The sequence below is a fragment of the Gilliamella sp. BG1 genome (genome assembly GCF_046635625.1).
Classification (GTDB): domain Bacteria; phylum Pseudomonadota; class Gammaproteobacteria; order Enterobacterales; family Orbaceae; genus Gilliamella; species Gilliamella bombi.
Genome location: NZ_JBIDFG010000010.1, coordinates 78,719 through 103,179, shown reverse-complemented (window position 1 = coordinate 103,179; position 24,461 = coordinate 78,719). Strand labels below are relative to the sequence as shown.

At 35.6% G+C, this 24,461-nt stretch carries 20 protein-coding genes and 1 tRNA gene; 14 read left to right on the top strand and 7 right to left on the bottom strand.

The annotated features are described in order from the left end of the window. Positions 1-196 precede the first annotated feature (196 nt). From glnA to fruA, 11 genes are all read left to right on the top strand, one after another. Positions 197-1,606: a glutamate--ammonia ligase gene (gene glnA, locus ACGH80_RS06980; RefSeq protein ID WP_174798693.1), complete on the top strand. Its 1,410-nt coding sequence runs from the start codon at positions 197-199 to the stop codon at positions 1,604-1,606. Between the two features lie 72 nt (positions 1,607-1,678). Then, positions 1,679-2,728 (top strand): nitrogen regulation protein NR(II), encoded by a 1,050-nt coding sequence (gene glnL, locus ACGH80_RS06975; protein WP_085164323.1) that lies wholly within the window; start codon positions 1,679-1,681, stop codon positions 2,726-2,728. 10 nt (positions 2,729-2,738) lie between these two features. Continuing rightward, positions 2,739-4,193 carry a nitrogen regulation protein NR(I) gene (gene glnG / locus ACGH80_RS06970; RefSeq protein ID WP_411578369.1) on the top strand — a complete coding sequence of 485 codons (1,455 nt, stop codon included), beginning with the start codon at positions 2,739-2,741 and terminating at the stop codon, positions 4,191-4,193. Positions 4,194-4,405: 212 nt separating this feature from the next. Further along, entirely contained in the window at positions 4,406-5,359 is a 954-nt protein-coding gene (locus tag ACGH80_RS06965; RefSeq protein ID WP_174798691.1) for a siderophore ABC transporter substrate-binding protein, read from the top strand. An 11-nt stretch (positions 5,360-5,370) separates the two neighbouring features. Further along, positions 5,371-6,327: an ABC transporter permease gene (locus ACGH80_RS06960; protein WP_174798709.1), complete on the top strand. Its 957-nt coding sequence runs from the start codon at positions 5,371-5,373 to the stop codon at positions 6,325-6,327. Continuing rightward, the gene (locus ACGH80_RS06955) at positions 6,317-7,288 is read left to right on the top strand and encodes an iron chelate uptake ABC transporter family permease subunit (protein WP_174798690.1); all 972 of its coding nucleotides are present in this window, start codon (positions 6,317-6,319) and stop codon (positions 7,286-7,288) included. Before ACGH80_RS06960 ends, ACGH80_RS06955 begins: the two co-directional genes overlap by 11 nt. Further along, complete coding sequence (locus tag ACGH80_RS06950) at positions 7,285-8,040, top strand: ABC transporter ATP-binding protein (protein ID WP_065589397.1); 756 nt, start codon at positions 7,285-7,287, stop codon at positions 8,038-8,040. Before ACGH80_RS06955 ends, ACGH80_RS06950 begins: the two co-directional genes overlap by 4 nt. A gap of 134 nt (positions 8,041-8,174) precedes the next feature. Next, positions 8,175-9,179: a catabolite repressor/activator gene (cra, locus tag ACGH80_RS06945; RefSeq protein WP_174798689.1), complete on the top strand. Its 1,005-nt coding sequence runs from the start codon at positions 8,175-8,177 to the stop codon at positions 9,177-9,179. 214 nt (positions 9,180-9,393) lie between these two features. After that, positions 9,394-10,599: a fused PTS fructose transporter subunit IIA/HPr protein gene (gene fruB, locus ACGH80_RS06940; RefSeq protein WP_085164314.1), complete on the top strand. Its 1,206-nt coding sequence runs from the start codon at positions 9,394-9,396 to the stop codon at positions 10,597-10,599. Beyond that, entirely contained in the window at positions 10,599-11,534 is a 936-nt protein-coding gene (fruK, locus tag ACGH80_RS06935) for a 1-phosphofructokinase (RefSeq protein ID WP_411591699.1), read from the top strand. Before fruB ends, fruK begins: the two co-directional genes overlap by 1 nt. Before the next feature lie 8 nt (positions 11,535-11,542). After that, a complete protein-coding gene (fruA, locus tag ACGH80_RS06930; protein ID WP_174798687.1) occupies positions 11,543-13,237 on the top strand; it encodes a PTS fructose transporter subunit IIBC in 1,695 nt (564 codons plus the stop codon). 63 nt (positions 13,238-13,300) lie between these two features. On the opposite strand, the gene ACGH80_RS06925 is transcribed toward fruA, so the two are convergent. Then, a complete protein-coding gene (locus ACGH80_RS06925; protein ID WP_174798686.1) occupies positions 13,301-13,876 on the bottom strand; it encodes a TIGR00730 family Rossman fold protein in 576 nt (191 codons plus the stop codon). Positions 13,877-14,024: 148 nt separating this feature from the next. Here ACGH80_RS06925 and ACGH80_RS06920 point away from each other — a divergent pair. Continuing rightward, a tRNA-Asn gene (locus ACGH80_RS06920) sits at positions 14,025-14,100 on the top strand. A gap of 332 nt (positions 14,101-14,432) precedes the next feature. On the opposite strand, the gene mutT is transcribed toward ACGH80_RS06920, so the two are convergent. The 5 genes from mutT to ACGH80_RS06895 form a co-directional block, all read right to left on the bottom strand. Then, on the bottom strand, positions 14,433-14,837 hold the full coding sequence (gene mutT / locus ACGH80_RS06915; RefSeq protein WP_065608733.1) for an 8-oxo-dGTP diphosphatase MutT: 405 nt from the start codon (positions 14,835-14,837) through the stop codon (positions 14,433-14,435). 117 nt (positions 14,838-14,954) lie between these two features. Further along, positions 14,955-17,687, bottom strand: coding sequence for a preprotein translocase subunit SecA (secA, locus tag ACGH80_RS06910; protein WP_174798685.1), 2,733 nt, complete (start codon positions 17,685-17,687; stop codon positions 14,955-14,957). A gap of 77 nt (positions 17,688-17,764) precedes the next feature. Beyond that, a complete protein-coding gene (locus ACGH80_RS06905; RefSeq protein WP_085164302.1) occupies positions 17,765-18,109 on the bottom strand; it encodes a hypothetical protein in 345 nt (114 codons plus the stop codon). 204 nt (positions 18,110-18,313) lie between these two features. Continuing rightward, positions 18,314-19,858: a multicopper oxidase family protein gene (locus ACGH80_RS06900; protein WP_174798684.1), complete on the bottom strand. Its 1,545-nt coding sequence runs from the start codon at positions 19,856-19,858 to the stop codon at positions 18,314-18,316. A gap of 121 nt (positions 19,859-19,979) precedes the next feature. Further along, on the bottom strand, positions 19,980-20,357 hold the full coding sequence (locus ACGH80_RS06895) for a hypothetical protein (RefSeq protein WP_174798683.1): 378 nt from the start codon (positions 20,355-20,357) through the stop codon (positions 19,980-19,982). Positions 20,358-20,576: 219 nt separating this feature from the next. Between ACGH80_RS06895 and ACGH80_RS06890 the strand changes: the two genes are divergently transcribed. Next, positions 20,577-21,641: an MJ1255/VC2487 family glycosyltransferase gene (locus ACGH80_RS06890; RefSeq protein ID WP_174798682.1), complete on the top strand. Its 1,065-nt coding sequence runs from the start codon at positions 20,577-20,579 to the stop codon at positions 21,639-21,641. Positions 21,642-21,651: 10 nt separating this feature from the next. Beyond that, positions 21,652-22,155 (top strand): type 3 dihydrofolate reductase, encoded by a 504-nt coding sequence (folA, locus tag ACGH80_RS06885; RefSeq protein WP_174798681.1) that lies wholly within the window; start codon positions 21,652-21,654, stop codon positions 22,153-22,155. Between the two features lie 47 nt (positions 22,156-22,202). Here folA and relA read toward each other — a convergent pair whose 3' ends face one another. Then, a complete protein-coding gene (relA, locus tag ACGH80_RS06880; protein WP_174798680.1) occupies positions 22,203-24,461 on the bottom strand; it encodes a GTP diphosphokinase in 2,259 nt (752 codons plus the stop codon).

The window sequence follows — 24,461 nt, the reverse complement described above, 5'->3', positions numbered from 1 at the left end:
GACTATTTTGGTGCATTATTCTGGTGCTTATTGCATTATTTTAGTGCAACTGTAATATTTATGTTACTATAGCTACTTATAAAGCCACCAAAAATAGAGTTAAAAAATTGGCATTATATTTGCATACGTTATAGCAATTTGGTAAGAATACCTTAAAAACTGAATAATTATTATTTGTCCTCAATGGAGAAGATACATGTCTATACTAAAAGTTTTAACACAAATTAAAGAAAATGATGTTAAGTTTGTTGATTTACGTTTTACCGATACAAAAGGTAAGGAGCAACACGTTACAATTCCTGTTAGTCAAATTGATGACAGCTTTTTTGAAGATGGTAAGATGTTTGACGGTTCATCAATTGCAGGTTGGAAAGGTATTAATGAATCAGATATGGTGTTAATGCCAGATACATCAAGTGCTGTTATCGATCCTTTTTTTGAAGATGTGACATTAAATCTCCGTTGTGATGTTTTAGAGCCTGCAACATTACAAGGATATGATCGTGACCCACGTTCAATTGCTAAACGTGCCGAAGAATTTTTAAAATCATCAGGTATTGCTGATACTGTTATTTTCGGCCCTGAACCAGAATTTTTCTTATTTGATGATGTTCGTTTCGGTTCGCCAATGTCAGGTAGCTTTGTACATATTGATGATATTGAAGCGGCCTGGAACTCAGGTACTAAATATGACGAAGGCAATAAAGGCCATCGTCCAGGTGTAAAAGGTGGTTATTTCCCACTTCCTCCGGTTGATTCATCACAAGATATCCGTTCTGAAATGTGCTCAATTATGGAGCAACTTGGCTTAGTGATTGAGGCGCATCATCATGAAGTTGCAACAGCAGGTCAAAATGAAATTGCCTGTCGTTTTAATACGTTAACTAAAAAAGCTGATGAAGTGCAAATTTATAAATATGTTGTACAAAATGTAGCACACGCATATGGTAAAACCGCGACCTTTATGCCAAAACCAATATTTGGTGATAATGGTTCTGGTATGCACTGTCACCAATCATTGGCAAAAGATGGCGTAAATTTATTTGCTGGTGATAAATATGCGGGCCTTTCTGAAATGGCATTATTCTATATTGGCGGTATTATTAAACATGCGAAAGCAATTAATGCATTTACAAACCCTGCAACTAACTCTTATAAACGTCTTGTCCCGGGATATGAAGCACCAGTTATGCTTGCTTACTCGGCCCGTAACCGTTCAGCATCAATCCGTATTCCAGTTGTGACTAGCCCTAAAGCTCGCCGTATTGAAGTTCGCTTCCCAGATCCAGCTGGTAATCCATACTTATCTTTTGCTGCGCAGTTAATGGCTGGTTTAGATGGTATTATCAATAGAATTCACCCTGGTGATGCAATGGATAAAAACTTATATGACTTACCACCAGAAGAGTCTAAATTAATTCCTCAAGTTGCGGGTTCACTTGAAGAAGCACTTAACGCATTAGATGCAGATCGTGAATTTTTAACACGTGGTAATGTATTTACTAACGATGCTATTGATGCATACATTGATTTAAAACGTCAAGATGTTGATCGTGTACGTATGACACCTCACCCAGTTGAGTTTGAAATGTACTATAGTCTATAAGCTATATAGTAATTTAACCTATCAAACCACCGTTAATTTGCGGTGGTTTCTAATCAGGACGGAAAACCAACGATGACATTTGATAATGAATCTGATGCTAATCTTGTTCTCGATTCTATGATTACAAGTATTTTATTACTTGATACTAAGCTTAATATTCTGTATGCCAATATTGCTGCACAGCAATTATTAGCACAAAGTTCAAAAAAATTATTAGAAAGTTATCTTCCTGATTTGCTGGGATACTTTTCTTTGGATATAAATTTAATGCTCAGTACATTAGAGCAAAATCAGGGTTTTACAGATAATGAAGTCAATTTAGTTATTAATAATGAATTACATATTTTAACGTTGACAGCTCAACTATTAGGTAATGGACAGATTTTAATTGAAATGACGCCATTAAATAGCCATAAACGCCTTAGCCAAGAACAATTGCAACAAGCGCAACAGAGTGCAGCTCGTGAATTAGTTCGTGGACTAGCTCATGAAATTAAAAATCCTCTCGGAGGGCTTCGAGGCGCCGCTCAATTATTATCACGTGAACTACCTAAAAATGAATTGCAAGATTACACAAAAATTATTATTGAACAAGCAGATAGATTAAGAAATCTGGTAGATAGGTTATTAGGTCCACAGCAGCGATTACAACAAAAAGAACAAAGTATTCATCAAGCAATAGAACGTATCTATGCTTTGCTGTGTTTGGAAAAACCAATCAATATTAAAATTCTGCGTGATTATGATCCAAGCTTACCTGATTTTATTCATGACTCCGAACAAATAGAGCAGGTAATTTTAAATATTGTTCGCAATGCTTTACAGGCTATCGGATCCAATACTGGCACAATTATTATCAGGACAAGAACTGCTTTTCAGATCACTTTACATGGCCAGCGCTATCGTTTGTGCGCTCGTATTGATATTGAAGATACTGGACCAGGTGTGCCTGTTCATATACAAGATACTTTGTTTTATCCTATGGTGAGCGGGCATGAAGGAGGTACAGGTATTGGACTTTCGATTGCAAATAATATTGTTGATCAACATCATGGTAAAATTGAATTTAATAGTTGGCCTGGGCATACTCAATTTTCTGTCTATTTGCCAATTAGGCAGTGAGGTAAATAAAATGAATGTGTGGATTGTTGATGATGATAGCTCTATTCGATGGGTATTAGAAAAAGCATTAACTAATGCTCATTTTAACTGTGTTAGCTTTGAGAGTGGTAAGCAAGTTATTGATGCATTAGATACATATGTACAAAAACCAGCTGTACTAATTTCTGATATTAAAATGCCAGGACTTGATGGTTTGACATTGCTTCATCATATTAAAGAGCAAATGCCGAATTTGCCAGTTATTATTATGACTGCTCATTCCGATCTAGATGCAGCAGTAAATGCCTATCAAAAAGGTGCTTATGATTATATTCCTAAACCTTTTGATGTGGACGAAGTTATTCAATTGGTTGAACGTGCGATTTCACAAACTCAAAGTAATAAAACCAATAATAATACAACAAGTAAAGCATCGACCGGCATTATTGGTGAAGCACCTTCAATGCAGGAAGTTTTTCGTATTATTGGTAGGCTTTCCAAATCATCAATTAGTGTATTGATTAATGGTGAATCAGGAACGGGGAAAGAATTAGTTGCAAAAGCATTACATATCCATAGCCCTCGCTCACAATCCCCTTTTATTGCGCTAAATATGGCAGCCATCCCTAAAGATCTTATTGAGTCAGAACTTTTTGGACATGAAAAAGGGGCGTTTACTGGAGCGGCTCAAATTAGGCACGGTAGGTTTGAACAAGCGAATGGTGGTACATTATTTCTAGATGAAATTGGTGATATGCCACTTGATGTTCAAACTAGATTATTAAGGGTGCTTGCTGATGGGCAATTTTATCGTATTGGCGGTTATTCACCTGTCAAAGTAGATGTCCGTATTATTGCAGCTACTCATCAAGATTTACAAGCTAGGGTTCGTGAGGGTAAATTTAGAGAAGATCTTTTTCATCGTCTAAATGTAATTCGCATCTTATTACCACCGCTACGCGATCGAATTGAAGATATACCAAAACTATCAGAACATTTTTTACATACAACCGCCAAAGAATTGGGGGTAGAAAGTAAAGTATTCAGTTCGGAAGCTTTAAATGTTTTATGTCGCTTTAATTGGCCAGGTAATGTTCGTCAACTTGAAAATATTTGTCGCTGGGTTACGGTGATGTCTTCAAATAAAGAGGTTTTAGTTCAGGACTTGCCTCCAGAATTGTTGCAATTATCGACAGTTAAAACAGTGGTTACAAATGAAAATACCACATTGCCTACAAGCCACTTTTCTCAACAAGAAGTTGATTGGAAAGTATTGCTGGAACAATGGGCAAAACAAGCTCTAATAGATGGTAAAACAGGAATTTTGACTGAAGCAATAAATGATGTTGAACGAATCTTACTAAGAAGTGCACTTAATTTTACTCGAGGTCACAAACAAGATGCTTCTCATCTGTTAGGCTGGGGGCGAAATACATTAACTAGAAAACTTAAAGATTTATCGCTTGATCCCACTAAACACCCTTAATCACCAATATTAATTATGCTATCGAACAAATCGATAGCTTTTTAATCCATTCATTTGAGTGCTATTTAATCTATCTTTTATCACATATTAAATTTTTAAATAGTTAAAGTGCATTGAATAGAGCAAATTTTTTGGTTACAATCTTAATGTAAATGATAATTATTATAATTATCGTTTTTTGTTTTTTATTTGGTTGATAATTAGGAGTTACAATGTATTCATATATCAAAGTGAAATTTTTAGTTTTGCTTGCTGTTTTGCTTGTTTTGGTTGGATGTGACAATAAAAAAGAACAGCAAACCTCTGCAAATACGCTTACCATTGAACATGCTCAAGGTAAAACCGATGTGCCTGAAAATCCTAAAAAAGTTGTTGTTTTTAATACTGCAACACTTGATATCATGGACGCATTAAATATTCCTGTGACAGCAGTGCCTCAATCAGATGTACATTATCCAACTTTCTTATCTAAATATGGACGCAAAGACTACACTAATGTGGGCACTTTATTTGAACCAAATTATGAAGTTTTAAGTTCAATTCAACCAGATGTTATTGTTGCTGGAGGTCGCGCTACTGATGCTTATAAAAAATTGAATGATATTGCTCCGACGATTTCTTTAGATATTGACCCAAATAATTTTTTAAGTAGTTTAACTCAAAGAACAGAACAATTAGGCTCAATCTTCAATAAACAAAATGAAGCTAAGAAACTTATTGCCGATTTTAATCAAAAAATCGAACAATTGAAAACCAAGACAACTACTGCTGGCACAGCACTAGTGATTATGATTAATGGCGGTAAGATGTCGGCTTATGGCTCAAAATCTCGTTTTGGTTTTGTGTTTGATGTGCTCGGTTTTCAGCCAGCAACTACTTTCCAAGAAGCTGGTCGTCATGGTAATGCTGTTACCTCTGAATTTATTTTGAGTGTTAATCCGCAGTGGATATTTGTGTTAGATAGAGATAATGCAATAGGTAATAAAGAAGCTCAGTCTGCACAACAAGTACTTGACAACGAATTGATCCGAAAAACTGCTGCATGGCAACAAAACCATATTGTTTATTTAGATTCTTCTTCCATGTATATTGCTGGCGGTATTCAAACCTATAGCCGTTTGATGGATCAAATAGGTGTCGCTTTGCAAAGTGAACCAGCGCATTAATGTAAAGCATGATTAAATCATTTTATTTTATTGCAGGTATGTTCATTTTATTGATCATGACTGCAATAAGTTTATTTATTGGTGCAGGGCATGTGACACTATTTGATTTATGGTCAGATAGCAATATGCGTGAGATTTTTTTTGTAAGCCGTATTCCTCGAACTGTTGCCTTATTGTTAGCAGGTAGTGCCATGAGTGTTGCAGGTTTGATTATGCAATTATTAACACAAAATCGATTTGTTGAACCTTCTTTAGTTGGCACTACTCAATCGGCTAGTCTTGGCTTATTAGTTATGATGGTTTTAGCTCCTGGCGCTAGTGTCATGACTAAAATGGTTGTTGCTAGCCTATTTGCTATGATTGGCACAATGATATTTATGGCGATTTCTCGAAAGATTATTTTAAAGTCAGCAATAATGGTACCTCTTATTGGCATTATGTTAGGTGCAGTTATTAGCGCTATTACTACATTTTTTGCCATGTATTTTGATTTATTACAATCACTTGGTGGTTGGGAATCAGGTGATTTTTCAGCTATTTTAAAAGGTCGTTACGAATTATTATGGTTGGTGGGTGGTTTGACATTACTTGCTTGTTGGTGTGCGGATCAGTTTACTGTAGTTGGCTTGGGGCGTGATTTTTCTATTAATGTAGGGCTTAACTATCGTCGTGTTATGTTAACAGGACTTATTGTTATTGCATTAATTGGTGGTATTGTCGTTGTAGTTGTTGGAGTTTTACCATTTTTAGGATTGATTGTACCAAATATTGTTAGTTTATTATTTGGGGACAATGTTCGTAAAACCATTCCATGGATCTGTTTGTTTGGTAGTGGATTAGTTTTAATTTGCGATATTATTGGGCGTGTAATTCGCTATCCTTTTGAGATCCCCGTGAGTGTTATTCTTGGCGTAGTTGGCGCTATTATTTTTTTAATATTGTTGAGTCGAAAACGTCATGTTAGTTAATCAAAAACGCCATATTTTGTGTCAAAAAAGAGTTCTTTTATTGTTAATTATTGCTTTAATATGCATAACATGTTTTATGACCTTCAACCTTAAAGGCAATATTAGCTATATTTTGAAGCATCGAACGTGGGTAATGCTAACTATGATTTTAGTCGCTTTTTCGGCTGCGACATCAACACTGCTTTTTCAAACAGTTACCAACAATCGAATATTAACACCTTCTATTATGGGATTCGAATCACTATTTGTACTTATTCAAACTGTTGTAATCTTTTGTATTGATTCACAAGGTATTCCTTATATTGGTATTATTGGTAAATTTGTATTCGAATCACTTTTATTAATTTTATTCTCTTTATTTTTATATCGAGGCTTGTTTACTAGACTCAAGAAAAATTTACATTTGGTATTATTAATAGGAATTATTTTAGGCACATTATTCCGTAGTTTTTCTAATCTATTGCAACGCTTAATGACCCCGTCTGAATTTGCTGTGCTTCAAAGTCGTATTTTTGCTACATTTACGCGTGCAGAGCCTGTATTGATTATCTTTTCGTTAGTAATAGTAGCTATTGTTGGTCTATTTTTATGGCAAATGCGATTTAAATTTGATGTACTTGCGTTGGGTCGGGATAATGCAATCAATTTGGGTATCGATTATCAAAAAAGTGTCACTATTATATTATTGCTAGTTTCAGTTTTAGTGTCAGTGTCAACGGCATTAGTCGGTCCATTCACTTTTTTAGGGCTTTTAATTACTAATTTAGCTTATAGTATTAGTGGATCAAGCCAACATCGTTTTTTGCTACCTACTGCTTTTTTGTTAGGTGTTATTTTTCTGGTCGGTGGACAAATGTTCTTAGAGCGAGTATTAAATATGGTTGGTGCATTATCCATTGTCATTGAATTCATTGGTGGTTCTTTGTTTATCTTCTTATTATTAAAAAAGGTTCCAAAGTGATAAAAATTGATAATGTTAGTAAAAACTATCAAACAGTATCTGTATTAAAAAATGTCAATGCGACGATTTCACAAGGTGGAATTACTGCTATTATTGGTCCAAATGGGGCGGGAAAATCGACGCTATTATCAATTATAAGTCGTCTTCTATTAGCTGATGAAGGACAAGTTAAAATTCAAAATATGGATGTTGTTAATACGCCAAGTGATAAACTTGCCACTTATTTATCAGTATTGAGACAAGAAAACCGTTTTACCAGTAGATTGTCTGTTTTTGAACTAGTTGGATTTGGGCGTTATCCTTATACCAAAGGGCGTTTAAATGCTGATGATTATAACCATATTTATCGAGCGCTCGATTTTTTAGATCTTACTGAATATAAAGACCGCTTTTTAGATGAATTATCTGGTGGTCAACGGCAACGAGCTTATGTTGCTATGGTGTTATGTCAAGATACTGAATATGTATTACTTGATGAACCACTCAATAATCTTGATATGAAACATGCTGTTGCCATGATGAAACAATTGCGCCGCGCAGCCGATGAGCTGGGTAAAACCATTGTGATTGTTATTCATGATATCAACTTTGCATCCGTATATTCAGATTACATCTTAGCGATGAAAAATGGTGAATTAATATACCAAGGCAATTCACAACAGATTATGAAAGCCAATATTTTAGAAGATATATTTGATACACCGGTCAAAATTGAAAATATTCACAATCAAAATATTGCTATTTACTATTAACAAATACAATGGAAATTAATTAATCTTAATAGTAAAAAGTTACAATTGTTTAATTAAGTAAATAAAAATTATTGTTTACTATTTATTTCTAACCATGTTAAATAATTGGCAATATTTTTGTTGAGATAATTATAATGAAATTACAGGAAATAGCACTTTTAGCTGGTGTATCAAGGACGACGGCCAGTTATGTGATCAATGGAAAAGCCAAAAAGTACCGCGTTAGTGATAAAACAGTCGAAAAAGTTATGTCGGTGGTGAAAAAACATAATTACCAACCCAATGCGGTAGCAGCGGGGCTTAGAGCAGGTAAAACCCGGACTATAGGCATTATTATTCCTGATTTAGAAAACAACAGTTACACTCGCATAGCTAATTATTTAGAACAATTGGTAAGAAAGGAAGGATATCAATTACTAATTGCATGTTCCGAAGATAATCCACAAGTCGAAAGAGAGTGTGTCAAACACCTTCAGCAGCGTCGCGTAGATGCCTTAATTGTTTCTTCTTCGTTTGTTTTTGCTCAAGATTATTTTTTTTATGATGACTGGCAAAACGAAAAGATTCCATTATTTGCACTTGATCGAATATTATCCATCTCTAAATTTAGAAATATTGTAGGTGCAGATAAACAAGATTCTAAATCACTTGCTCAAGCATTTAATAACTTTGTACAAGATTCAGTGGTTTATATAGGAGCCTTACCAAACTTATCTGTTAGTCAACTTCGTTTAGATGGTTTTAAAGATATCAAACTTGACAATTGTAATAAAGTTGATTTTTTATATGCAAATAACTATAGTCGACGAGATGCTGATTTAGCCTTTAGTCAATGGCTAGAAAGTCATGAATTGCCTAATGGCATATTTACTACCTCTTTTTCTTTATTACAGGGGAGCATTGATGCAATTTTAAGAAAATTTGGGCACTTACCCGAGAGTTTAACTATTGCTACCTTTGGAGATAATGAATTGTTAGATTTTTTACCATGTAAAGTTATATCACTTTCACAAGATCATAAAGAAGTTGCCGATGTAACAATAAAACTGTTTTTAAACTATCTGCATAACAATAATTACCAATCGGGCACAACAATAATTCCAAGACGATTGATCTATCGAGGTAGCTTAAGCCGTTAAGGTATTAATAGGCATAAAAAATATGTTAATTTTAAAACAGTTCAAATTAAAAAATAAGATCCAGATCACAAATTACTTATTAATAGACATAATTTATTTGATAATTAATGTTTATTTATTCATTATTGCTGAAACGATTCAATTGATTAAAGGATTTGTATTTTCTAAGTCATTTTAGTCGACCCAACATTATTAACCCAGAGGTATTTATTATATGTTTCATTTAGTTAAAGAAAATATTCATTTAAATGAACAAGCTACCAATAAAACTGAAGCGATAAAAAAAATTGCTACGGCATTAACCAATGCAGGATTTGTTGAAGATGGTTATGTCGATGGAATGCTAGAACGAGAAGCACAAGCAGCCACATATCTGGGTATAGGCCTTGCTATTCCCCATGGAACTACTAAAACTCGCCATTTAGTCAAAAAAACAGGGGTACAAGTATTTTGTTTTCCTAATGGTGTTCAATGGGGGGATGATGGTGAAAAGGCCTATCTTGCAATTGGTATTGCAGCAAGCTCTGATGAGCATTTAGAATTACTCCGTCAACTAACTCACGTACTTGGAGCTGAAGGGGTAGAGGAGCGAATTAAAAAAATTCAGTCAGCCGACGAAGCAATTGCTATTTTAACTGGTAAAACAAGTTCTGAAGATAGCCAATTTTCTATAAATGAATCTGCATTATTATTGGATATTCCTGCTGATAGTTTAGCAACTTTACAAGCATTAAATGCATCACGTCTAAAACAGCAAAATGCTGTAAATTCAAGTTTTATTGCCGATGTGTTGGACAATAAACCTACATATTTAGGTGATGGAGTTTGGTTAAATGATAGCAAACAAGGTAATTTAAAAAATGCTATGGCGATTAGTCGCACCATCAGTAATATTAATGAAGATGGTAAGCCTGTTAAGTTACTCATCACCATATCAGCAGTTGATGATTCTATTTCTGATATTGTAAATAATATTGCAACTTTAGTTTTTAACCAAAAATTACAATTACTATTATCAGCAAATACAGGTGATCTTATCAGCCTTCTTTTATCTGGTTCTGCGACAATAGAATCTAATAAGTCAGAAATCCAATCGACATCTTCAAATGAGTCGACTGTGGCTGAATCGAATAATGAATCATTAAGTCGTGAATTTATTATTCCAAACGAAAATGGCTTACATACACGCCCATCATCAGTACTAGTAAAATTAGTTAAAGAGTTTAATTGTAAGGTTACTGTCGCTAATTTAGATGGTAAAGGTGAACCAGTAAGTGCAACGAGTTTAATGAAAATTGTTGCGCTAGGCGCTAAAAAAGGTAGCCGATTACGATTTACTGCAGTAGGTGAAGATGCTACTCAGGCGCTTGATGCTATTGGTAAAGCAATTGGGGATGGTTTAGGTGAGGGGACTGAATAATGACTTATCGTGTCGCAACAATAACTTTAAACCCAGCTTATGATCTTTTGGGTTTTTGTCCCAAAGTTGAGCTTGGTGATGTTAATTTAGTCCAAACCAATGCATTACTTGCTGCTGGCAAAGGTATCAACGTTGCTAAAGTTTTGTCGGATTTAGATGTTCAATTAACTATTGGCGGTTTTTTAGGTAAAGAAAATCGTGATGGTTTTAACTTATTATTCAAATCATTAAATGTGATTGATCAATTTGAAACAATTGAAGGTCGTACTCGCATTAATGTTAAATTAACTGAGGAAAATAGTGAAGTGACTGACCTTAATTTTTCAGGCTTCACGATTAGCGAGCAAGATTGGCAACGTTTTGTTACAAATTCTCTTGAATGGCTAAAAGATATTGACATGGTGGCTATCAGCGGTAGTTTACCTGCTGGAGTATCACTTGATAAATTTACTAAGTGGATGGAACAAGTTAAAGCGATTTGTCCAAAGATCGTATTTGATAGTAGCCGAGATGCATTAGTTGCAGGATTAAAAGCAAAACCATGGTTAATTAAACCCAATGACAAAGAGCTAGAAATGTGGGTAGGTCGCAAATTACCAACATTAGAAGATGTTAAAGCAGCTGCTATGGAGTTAGTTAACGACGGCATTGAAAATGTAGTGATCTCGTTAGGAAGTAAAGGAGCTTTGTGGGTAACTAAAAATGAAGCATGGCTTGCAAAACCACCAAAATGTCATGTAGTTAGTACTGTTGGTGCCGGTGATTCAATGGTCGCCGGGTTGATGTATGGCTTAATGACTAATCGTTCAATTAAAGATACTTTAGTCTTTGCATCAAGTGTTGCAGCTTTATCAGTTGGGCAAGCTGGTGTTGGTATATCTGATTGCCAAGCTGTAAATAATATGCTAGAAAAAATTGAAATAATTTCTGAATAGGAGTATTCATGAATATATATATTATTGAAGGTAGTAATACAGGCCCAGTAAATGGACGTTTGGCTAAAGCGGAATTAGCTTTAGCCGCAAACGAATTAAATCTAAATCTGGTTGATAATGCAACATCGGCTGATGTTATAGTTGCAGTAGGCTCTGGAACTATCAGTGATAAAGCAGTTGTTGGTAAAAAGGTTTATGCCGTTGATGATTTAAATCAAATTTTTGCTAACCCAAAACAGATTTTAACAGATGCGCAAAGTAAAGCGAGTGTTTATCAACAAACAGCCGAAGCTATGTCTTCACCAAGCAATAATACCAGTGTAAAACGTATTGTTGCGGTAACCGCATGCCCAACAGGTGTTGCTCACACCTTTATGGCAGCAGAAGCGATTGAAGAGGAAGCCAAAAAACGTGGATGGTGGTGTAAGGTTGAAACACGTGGCTCAGTTGGTGTCGGTAATGAATTAACACCAGAAGAAGTGGCTTCAGCCGATGTTGTAATTGCGGCTTGTGATATTGATGTTGATTTGAGTAAATTTGCAGGTAAAAAACTTTATCGCACCAAAACAGGTCCAGCTCTGAAAAAAACAGCACAAGAATTTGATAAAGCATTTGAAGAAGCAACCGTATATCAACCGTCATCAAATACTTCAACCGCTAAATCAAGCAACGAGAAAAAAGGTATTTATCAGCACCTTCTAACAGGTGTATCTTATATGTTACCAATGGTGGTTGCAGGTGGTTTGATTATTGCGCTTTCATTCGCTTTTGGTTCATTTGAAATGGTTGATGGAGTACAAAAATTAATTGGAGAATCGCACTTAGCTGAAATCGGTGGTCTTGCTTTCTCACTTATGGTGCCACTGCTTTCAGGTTATATTGCTTATTCCATTGCTGACAGACCCGGTCTTGCACCAGGACTTGTTGGCGGTTTACTAGCAGTTTCGACGGGCGCTGGCTTTTTAGGTGGAATTATTATTGGTTATTTTGCAGGTTATCTAGCACTATTAATCACTAAATATTTACCATTACCAAAAAGTCTAGAGGCATTGAAACCAATATTAATCGTACCACTATTTGCAACGCTTATTACCGGTCTTGTGATGCAATTTATTGTTGGTACGCCTATTGCGTGGTTAATGAACGTTGTAACAGTATGGTTAAATTCAATGGGTACGGCCAATGCCGTTATATTGGGCGCTATATTAGGTGGCATGATGTGTACTGATATGGGTGGACCAATAAATAAGGTTGCCTATGCATTTGGTACAGGTTTAATTTCAGCGCAAGTTTATGCCCCAATGGCAGCGGTTATGGCTGGGGGCATGGTTCCACCTTTAGCAATGGGAATTGCGACATTGATTGCGCGCAAAAAATTTGCTAAAACTGAACAAGAAAGTGGTAAGGCTTCATTGGTATTAGGCTTATGCTTTATTTCAGAAGGAGCAATTCCATTTGCTGCGCGCGATCCATTACGTGTTATCCCATGTTGTATTGTTGGTGGTGCTATTACTGGTGGTATGGCGTTAGCCTTCGGTTCAACATTAATGACGCCGCATGGTGGTTTATTTGCTTTAGCAATTCCAGGTGTTGTTAAACCAGTAGTTGGCTACTTATTGTCTATTGTTGTTGGTGCCGTTATTGCTGGTGTAGCATATGCATTTATTAAACAACCAGAGTCAGAATCTGTAACTGCTGCGTAATTTTAAACATATAAATAAAAGCGCCATCAAGTGATGGCGTTTTTATATAATATGACATTTAAGCTATTTTTTTACCCAGCGCTGTAAATCTTTAGGGATAAAATGATCCATTTGTTGTAGTATAGTTCGATGATCTTCCGAAACAATTAATGTTTTATAAAAACTATCTCGAACAAAACCTTCATTAACTGCATGTTGCAAAAAATTAAGCATTGGTTGCCAAAATTCTAACACATTAAATAATGCAACGGGCTTTTCATGATAACCTATTTGCATTGCTGTCCAAACTTCAAAAACTTCCTCTAGCGTACCTGTTCCGCCGGGCATTGCAACAAAACCATCAGCAAGCTCAGACAGTCTTGCTTTACGTTGATGCATATTATCCACCACCTCTAAGCGCGTAATACCGTGGTGTGCAGTTTCGGCTTTGACTAAACGTTCAGGAATAATACCAATCACCTCACCGCCGTGCGCAAGTACTGTATTAGCAATAATCCCCATTAAACCTTTATTACCACCACCATAAATTAGCCGTCGATTTTGTTCTGCTAAAGTTTTGCCTAATTGTTCTGCTTGTGTACGATATTCTAATTGGCTTCCTTCGTTTGCTCCGCAAAAAATACAAATATTTTTTTTCATAAATGCTATTTTACCTGTTAATAATATATTTAATTATCTTAGCATATCTACAGATTAATTTGATTACAAGCTGAGCAGTTAATTCTATTTGCTGTTTTAGAGATTGACATTAGCGTTATATATAGTTAATATTCATCCCGTTAAGTGTTCCTCCATAGTTCAGTCGGTAGAACGGCGGACTGTTAATCCGTATGTCACAGGTTCAAGTCCTGTTGGAGGAGCCAATTTCTGAATTTATAAAACCTGCTTATGGCAGGTTTTTTTATATGCAACCCCTTCTGATTATTCGTTTTGTTATTACAGCAAATAGACCTAAATCCGAGTTTATTGAGTATGTATTTAGCCATTGCTAAATGGATTATTAGTTAAAATAAGATCAAAGCTTTGTGATAGTAAATTTTTGCTTTAGCATTGTGTTATTCTCGGCGCGGGGAAACAGCGTACAGCTGTTTTATGAACTAAATATAATAGCTCTAAAATCATACAAGAAACTAATTTAAGTTAAATAAAATAAAATAAAATAAACTTGCGAACAAGCTAAATTGTAATAACTAAGTTATATTTGTTTATCTAAGTTTTTAAGCATTTCGATGATCGGTCGATTGGCGTCAGGGAATTCGTCGGCATTCAGATCTTCTTGGTCAACCCAACGACTTGGTTGGCCTTCTTTAGCAAAAGGGACTCCATCCCACTCTTCAACTAAATACGCATGAATTGTGATATCGCGATCATCATAATTGTGGTTAAAGGTATCTAAAAATTGGGCTTGGTGGATATGGATGTCAACTTCTTCAGCAATTTCGCGTTGTAATGTTTGATATGGCGTTTCTCCGGTCTCGATTTTTCCACCAGGAAACTCCCAAAAACCAGCAAGATGAGAGTCTTCTCCGCGTTGGGTGATAAATATTTGACAATTTTGTGAACGAATAATACCTACAGCAATTTCAATATGTTTATTCATAATTCTATTTGCCTATGAGTAAAATTAGGGAAAGTTGTAACTTTCCCTTTCAACCTATTGTCGATCCTAATCGACGATTTAATTATCAACTTTATTTGATGATACTAAATTTTTTCTTTACTGAACAGCACCATGGCAATGTTTATATTTTTTACCTGAACCACAAGGGCATGGATCATTACGACCAACTTTGGCTTGAGTTCGTACTATTGGTTGCGAAGAAGTGCCTGCTGATAGTTCTTCATTTTCGCCATTTATACTTGCTACCGAATCATGGTTAGCTTGTTGTTTAGCCATTAGTTTTTCCATTTCTGCTAGGCGTTGGCGTTCAGCTTCGTCAACTTCTTCTTGTGAGCGAATTTGTACGCGACTCAAAATACCAATAACATCATATTTTAATGATTCTAGCATGTTAGCAAACATATTAAACGACTCACGTTTATATTCCTGTTTTGGATCTTTTTGTGCATAGCCGCGCAAATGAATACCTTGGCGTAAATAATCCATAGCTGCTAAATGTTCTTTCCAAAGCGTATCAAGTGTTTGTAACATAACACTTTTCTCGAAATGTCTAAATGCTTCAGCTCCAGCCATATTTTCTTTTTCTAAATATTTGTCTTGAGCAATTTGTAAGATTCGTTCACGCAATGTTTCTTCGTGCAGATTTTGCTCTTCATCTAGCCATTTTGCGACCGGTAAATCCAAATCAAAGTCTGTTTTTAGTGCAGTTTCAAGACCTGGTATATTCCACATATCTTCAATTGATTGTGGTGGAATGTATTGGTCAATTAGAGTGTTAAATACATCACCTCGAATTGAATCAATGGTATCTTTTATATCGGTATTATCAAGTAAGCCGTTTCGTTCTCGGTAAATTACTTTACGTTGATCGTTGGCGACATCATCATATTCAAGAAGTTGTTTACGAATATCAAAGTTGCGACTTTCAACTTTCTTTTGAGCATTGGCAATGGCTTTTGTGACCCATGGGTGTTCAATAGCTTCACCTTCTTTCATACCCAATTTACGCATCATATTCCCCATACGATCAGAGGCGAAAATTCTCATCAATGGATCTTCCAGTGATAGATAAAAGCGTGAAGCGCCAGGGTCACCTTGACGTCCTGCACGACCTCGTAGTTGGTTGTCGATACGGCGTGACTCGTGACGTTCAGTACCTAAAATATAAAGTCCACCTAACTCAATCACTTCTTCGTGTTTTGTTTGCCAAGCTTGTTTCGCTTTTTCGATGTCTTCTTGTGTTGGATTTTCAATTTTTGCTATATCATTTTGCCAGTTACCACCGAGCATAATATCAGTACCACGACCAGCCATGTTGGTTGCAATAGTAACTGCACCTTTACTCCCTGCATTAGCAATGATTTCTGCTTCTTGAGCATGGAATTTAGCATTTAGGACATTATGTTTGATACCTGCTTTTTTAAATGCTTGTGAAACTAATTCTGATTTTTCGATTGATGCTGTTCCGACTAAAACAGGTTGACCGCGTTTTACACATTCTTGTACATCAGATACAATCGCATTTATCTTTTCCTTTTCGGTCATATAGACAAGGTCGGATTGATCTTTTCGTTGCATTGGGCGATTAGTTGGAATAACAATCGTATCTAAACCATAAATTTGATTAAACTCAAATGCTTCAGTGTCAGCAGTACCTGTCATGCCCGCTAGTTTTTCATATAAACGGAAATAGTTTTGGAAAGTAATTGAAGCCAGTGTTTGGTTCTCATTTTGGATTTTAACGTGCTCTTTTGCTTCAACAGCTTGATGTAAACCATCAGACCAACGTCGACCATCCATTGTTCTTCCAGTATGTTCGTCAACGATGATAATTTCGTTATCTCTGACAATATAATCAACGTCGCGATGGAATAGGTGGTGAGCGCGTAGGGCTGCATTAACGTGATGCATCAATACGATATTGCTTGGCGCATAAAGTGACTCATCACCTTTCATGATACCTTGTTTTATCAGTAATTCTTCAACTTTAACTAAGCCTCGTTCTGTTAAGTTAACTTGGCGTGATTTTTCATCAATTGAGAAGTCACCATCACCTTGGAACTGGTCAGAGTCTTCTTTTTCTTGACGGGTTAAGTAAGGAATGATTTTATCAACGCTAATATATCTGTCGGAACTATCTTCCGCTTGACCTGAAATAATCAGAGGTGTTCTTGCTTCATCAATTAAAATTGAGTCAACTTCATCGACTAAGGCGTAATGTAATGGACGTTGTACACGAGCATCTTTGGTAAATACCATATTATCGCGTAGGTAGTCGAAACCATATTCATTATTGGTACCATAGGTGATATCTGCGTTGTAAGCCTCACGTTTTATGTGTGCGGGCATATTTGGCAGGTTAATCCCTACAGTTAAGCCCAAAAATTCGAATAAAGGACGATTATTTTCAGCGTCTCGCTGCGCTAAGTAATCATTAACCGTAACAACGTGTACACCTTTACCTGTTAGTGCATTCAAGTAGGCAGGTAATGTCGCTGTTAAAGTTTTACCTTCACCCGTACGCATTTCAGCAATGCAACGTTCATTTAATACCATACCACCGATTAACTGCACATCAAAATGACGCATGCCAAATACACGTTTACTCGCTTCACGTACCACTGCGAAAGCTTCTTCCAAAATATCATCTAATTGGGTTCCAGAGGCAATCCTGTCTTTAAATTCTGTAGTTTTTGCTTTTAGTTCATCATCAGTTAATGCTTCCATGTCTGGTTCAAGTGCATTAATTTTTTCAACTCGTTTACGCATACTTTTTAATACGCGCTCATTGCGGCTACCAAATACTTTTGTCAATAATTTTAATAACATAACTTTTCTCTTGTTTTTTAATACGGATTTTAAGGCTTTTGCCTTGAATAAAAATTAGTTTTATTTGTGTGTAAATTCTAAGAGGTAGTTTTTGGTCCAGCTCGTATGCCGTTGTAAGGGGATAGTCGGATTGCCTTGCTAGGGGAAAGATCATCATAATTAGGCATTATTAAAAGTACTACAGTATGCTGTTTTTGGGAACATGCTAGTGTTTGTGACTTTCTTTGTGCTGTTTCTCTGTGATCTTGTACAATGGATGTAATAGCAATAATTCCACTGTGCGAAACATCAGATTCCGATGGAAGCGCTTCGTTTTGACATAAACCAAACCCAGCAGCAATCACACCTAATAATAAGTGCGACAAAGCGGTTTTAATAATCAATCGTTTGCGGAGTTTTTGCCAATAGTTAATGACGATCATAATCTGTGCATTTTAGCATTTTTTAGCAAAAGAAAAAACCCTTATTACAAGGGGAATAATTTAATAAAAGGAATTTTAATAAGATGATAGGTTTATAAAAACTCGCTTTTTTTCGGTAATGATAAGCGAGTTTTTGTTAATTTAACTTCCCTTAATCCAACCATACTAAAAATTGAATCAAGGAAAGGAATAAAGGAAGAAATATTATTCCACCATTAATTGCCCCATCATGCCAGTTGTTTCATGTTCAATAATGTGACAGTGATACATGCGAAGCCCAGGAAGATTTTGCTGTATTTTGATGGTAAGTTTTTCGTGTGGTCGCAAATTAATGGTATCTTTTAAGGCAATATAATCAGGCTGAGTTTTTTTACCATTTAACTCGTGCGATTGTACAATAAATTGTGCGCCATGGATGTGGAAATTGTGATCCATATGGGAATTATTGAATATTGTCCATTCTTCAATATCGTGAATTTTGCTTTTTAGATCAATTCGCGACATGTCATGACGTTTACCATTAATTAAAAATAACACACCACCACGCGGCTCTTTCATATCCATCACTTCGGTATATTCCAGTAATTTATGGACGACAACAGGCCCCATATTAGGTAGTTGGTTTAATGTGTTTGGTAAGGTGATTGGATCGGATTTAGTCAGTGTTAACTCACCTAATATTATATCTTGTTCTGGTGGTACATTGCCCATTTTATTGCGATCATAACCGATTGATTGTAAATATACAGTACCAGTTTGTTTTGGTATTATGACTAATTCAGCACGTTCAGCCGGAGTTAATAATAAGGGTTTGGTAAGCAGATAGGGTTTAGCTAATAGTCCACCATCAGTGCCAACTAAAAAAACATCGCAGTTAGGGATAGAAAGATTGAGATATCGACCTGAACACGAATTCCATACTCGGATATGTGTGGCTGAATCTATTTTGATTTTTGGGCGGTAACTGCCATTTATCAATACAAATTGGCCTTCGCGTCCATTCATCCAATCAACCATTGAATTATCAGCAATTTGGCCTTTGTCGGTTAATTTTAAGTCAGAAAAGAACCAATTTTGTTCAGGGAACGATGCAAGTGGATCGTGTTTGCTACGAACAATAAATGTACCAGCTAAACCTCGATAAACTTGTTCTGCTACTGTATTGTGTCCGTGAGGATGATACCAATAAGTGCCAGCCGTATCTTTAGGAATGGTAAACTCATAAGTTCGACTGCCTCCTGCTGGAATTTCGTTTTGTGGGTTGCCGTCTTGATCAGATGGAATGAGCAAGCCGTGCCAATGAATTGTCGTTGATTGAGTAAGTTCATTTTTTACAGTGATTTTAACATGGTCTTCTTCAAATACTTCAATTTTCGGACCAGGTATCATTCCATTATAGGTCCAAAATTCCGTGGTTAAATCTGGCGTTAATGCAATTTTGGTTGGTTTTATATGTAATGTTGCTTCAAAAATACCTTTTTGCTTGCTCTCATTTTTTAAGTTGGTCAAAGTTGGTAGATCCATTCCTTGTGGTAGTGCTGAAGTCGATAAAAGTTTTTGCGGCATTTGATTGTGATTCATGTCCATATTCATGTGTTGGTGCATATTATCCCCCTTTTGACATTCATCAGAATGAGTATCACACATTGTGTCATGCATATTATTGTGCCCCATTTGGGCTATAGCTTTAGTTGCGACCAATCCACCGATAGCTGTGGTAATATTTATCAAAAAATTTCGGCGTTTCATGATGTTCCTCAAAAATAGTTAAGTTTAACAATAACCTGCTGGTTATACTGATAAAACAAATATCAATATAATTCAGTTATTACGTGTTGTGTTACTTACTGCTTTTATTTACATAAATCAATTAAACAGCTTGCGGCGGTCTTAACTCTGGAATAAATTCGTTATATTGTAGAATAGGCTTAATGGGCAGATATCGTTCACTGCTAGACGAAATATAAAGTTTTGTAGGAAAATGAGAATTTAAAATATTACAGGTTAAACACTGATGAAACAAAGCACAAGATGATATGATTGTGTTTTTTCGCAAAACCAAAACTGGCTCGTTAGAAATAGATTCGTGTTTAGGTGTTAATTCAGATGTGGAATGAGCAGAATGACAAGTTAAAGTTGGTGATAATAGTAAGTTAGATAAATGCCATGAAGAATAACTAAACCAAAATAGTATTGATGCTAATACAATTATCAGGCAAATTGGTTTATTTTTGGGTGTTATAGGCATCTTGATATCTCGCTATTTTTTGTAAAATAAATAATAGCCCTACTTAAAGTTTAAATATCACCTTGATATAACTAGTTTAATTTAATTGTATTGATTTGTCGACTTGTCTATTAATATATTAAAAATACTAAAATTTTAAGTTAATGTGTAAAAAAATAAGATAATTATGACGTGTTCTGGTATGATATTTATCAATAATAATTGGCAAATAATATTGATATGAAGATTCTTTTTGGTGTTCAAGGAACAGGAAATGGCCATGTCAGTCGTTGTAGAACTTTAGCTAAAGCATTAAAAAAAGCTGGAGCTGATGTTGATTATATTTTTAGTGGACGTGACCCTAAAGACTATTTTGATATGCAAGTTTTTGGTGATTATAAGACTTATCGAGGTGTCACCTTTGCAACACTAAATGGTAAAATTAATTTTCGTAAAACCATACAACGAATTCGCGCTTTCAGGCTGATTAAAGACGTGCGGGAACTCGATTTATCAAAGTATGATTGTATTATTAGTGATTTTGAGCCAGTCACTGCTTGGGCCGCACATCATCAGCAACGTGACTGTTTAGGTATAAGTAATCAGGCCGTATGCCAATATCTTAAACCTAAAGAATATGGGTTAGTTGCCAATGTAATTATGAAATATTATGCGCCAGTTACTAAGCCTATTGGTTTGCATTGGTTTCATTTTGGGCATAAGTTATTGCCACCGATGATTGATTCATTTAATGACACACCAACAGAAGATGGCAGCATTGTGGTTTATTTGCCGTTTGAAGGTATAGATGAAATCATTGGTATGTTAAAACAATTTCAAGATCATCAATTTATCTGTTTTCACCCAGATATAAAGCAAGAATCGCAACGAGGTAATATTAATTTTCAACCTCTTAGTCGTGATAGTTTTACGCAAGCTTTAGTCAATTGCTCTGGCATTATTTCAAATACGGGCTTTGCATTGATTTCTGAAGCATTAACGCTTGGTAAAAAGATTCTTACTAAGCCTGTGGCAGGTCAATTTGAACAAATTTATAATGCTCAATGTTTACGATCTCTTGATATGGCAACGGTTATGGAAAGTTTAAACTGTATCAAACTTAAGTATTGGTTAGATTTACCTTCACCAAAACCAATAATATACCCTGATGTTGCTACAGAATTGTCTAATTGGATCGTTGCTGGACAAAAAGAGTCGTTACTTTCTTTAAGCGAACGACTTTGGAGTCAAACTATCTTTCCTGAGCATGTCAATCAGCGAATAAAATCTTTAGGGTATGTGTAAAGGAACGGATATGATATTAAGTATTATTGTAGCCATGGCCGATAATCGTGTAATTGGCTTAAATAATCAAATGCCTTGGCATTTACCTGCAGATTTGGCATGGTTTAAAAAAAATACACTTAATAAACCCGTTATTATGGGAAGGAAGACATTTGAGTCTATTGGTCGTCCACTACCAAATCGTCATAATATTATTATTTCAAAGCAAGCACCAAGTGAATGTAATTCAACTCAAAATGTAAGCTGGGTTCAATCAATTGATGCCGCCATAGTGTTAGCCCAAGAACAGAATGTTGATGAGGCATTTATTATTGGTGGTGGTAATATTTATAAGCAGACTTTACCGTTAGCAAATCGACTTTATTTAACGCACATAGATGCGGAACTACAGGGGGATACCCATTTCCCTGATTATTCACCTGAGCAATGGCAAGTTATTTATCAAGAAGGACACCAACCTGACGATAAAAATAGCTATTCATATCAGTTTGAAATTTTAGAGAGAAAGCAATAAATATTAAACTTAATTGCCACTAAAAAAGTGGCAATTTAACATGTTAATTAACCTTGAAAACGTTTAGCTTTAATAACATCGGGTAGTTGTTTTATTTTATTGAGCACTCGATTTAACGAATCTTGATCAAAAATTTCCATATCTACGTCGATAGTGGCTAATTGTTGCTTCATATCTGAACGGCTCATTAAACCAAGAACATTAACCTTTTCATTAGCTAAAATCGTGGTGATATCTCGCAATAAACCACTTCGATCGTTGGCAACAATCTTTATCACCATGGTATAACTTGATTGGGTATTGTTGTTCCAAACAGCGTGAGTAATACGTTCAGGCGCATGATTTTTAAGGTCTTGCAATTGCTCACAATCAGCTCGGTGAATTGAAATACCTCGCCCATGAGTTACAAACCCCACAATTAGATCGCCAGGAATAGGGCGGCAACAGTTTGCAATGGTATACATTAAGTTACCCACACCCTCAATAATAATTTCACTGCCTTTTTTGTTGTTGAATTTATTAGTATTTTTAGATTGTATATTCGTTTTTTGGGCAATCTGTTTTAATGCTGCTTCATCTTCCTCTTCAGCAGTTGGTTTATTAAATTGTGCATTGATAAAATTAACTAATTGATTAATCCTTACATCACCACTACCAATACCTGCTAATACCTCGTCAAATGAATGAGCGTTATATTTATTAATTAAGATTTTTTCGACACTTTTTATACTAATGTTTAAAGGTTCAAGTTCACTTTGTAAAATTTGCTCACCTGCGGCGATATTTTTATCGCGATCTTGCTTTTTAAACCAGGCTTGAATTTTAGCTCTGGCACGACTACTATTAACGAATCCTGTATTCGGATTTAGCCAATCTCGACTAGGATTTGGCTGTTTTTGGGTAATGACTTCAACTTGATCGCCCATTTTTAAATTATAGGTAAATGGTACAATTCGCCCGCCTACTTTGGCTCCAATACAGCGGTGACCCACATCGCTATGTATATGATAAGCAAAATCAAGTGGAGTTGACCTAGCAGGCAAGTCAACAACATCACCTTTAGGCGTAAAAACATAAACTCGGTCATCAAAAATTTGGCTACGAACGGCTTCTTGTATTTCACCACTTTCCGACATTTCTTGTTGCCATGTTAATAATTTACGCAACCAAGAAATTCGTTGATCATAAGCTGTCATTTTGTCGGTACTGCCTTCTTTATATTTCCAATGTGCAGCAATACCTAGTTCAGCCTCATTGTGCATTTTTTCAGTACGAATTTGAATTTCGATTGCTTTATCTTGTGGACCATAAACAACAGTATGGATCGATTGATAACCATTTGGTTTAGGATTTGCTACATAATCGTCAAATTCTTTTGCGATATGTTTATAATGGCTGTGGACAATACCTAATGCATTATAACAATCTTCAATACGATCGCAGATAATGCGCACAGCACGAATATCATATAAATCTTCGAATTGAAGGTGTTTACGCTCCATTTTTCGCCATATACTATAAATATGTTTAGGACGACCGTATACCTCAGCTCGAATATGATCTTGATTCATCAAATCTTGTAAATGGCTTACAAATTGTTTGATGTACAGTTCACGATCTAATCGTTTTTCTTGCAATTTTTTTGCTATTAATCGATATTCATCTGGATGTAAATAGCGGAAGCAGAAATCTTCTAGCTCCCATTTTAATTGACCTATGCCTAAACGGTTGGCTAAAGGCGCATAGATGTTAAAACATTCTTTAGCTGCAAGGACCTGTTCTTCTTGAGGTGCATTGATTAAATTACGTAAGTAGGTAATGCGTTCTGCCAATTTAATCACTACACTTCTGAAGTCATTTACCATCGCTAGTAGCATTCGGCGAATACTATCAATTTGTTCGGAAGTAGCACTGCCGTTACGAATTGCTCGTAATTGGCGAATTTCTTTCATCCTAACAATACTAGAAATAATATGAGAAATTTCACGATCAAAATCTTCTGGAATATCTTCTCGGCGAATAATTTTGCTATCAACAAAAGGAAGCAATAAAGCCGCACATAAACTATTAATATCCATATTAAGTGTCGATAGAATTTCGACCATTTCTATCGCATTTTGGAAACAGAAAATTTGCTCTGATGCACCTGCGCTGTTTTCAAAACAAAAGTCCCAAACTTCTCTAAACTTCTTATAAGATGCAGGATTAGTTAATAACAATTCTTGTTTTACCCATTGTTCTACATCAAATTGAGCAAGGGAATAGTGTTCTTCACTATGTTGGTGTGCGCCTCTAATAGATACCAT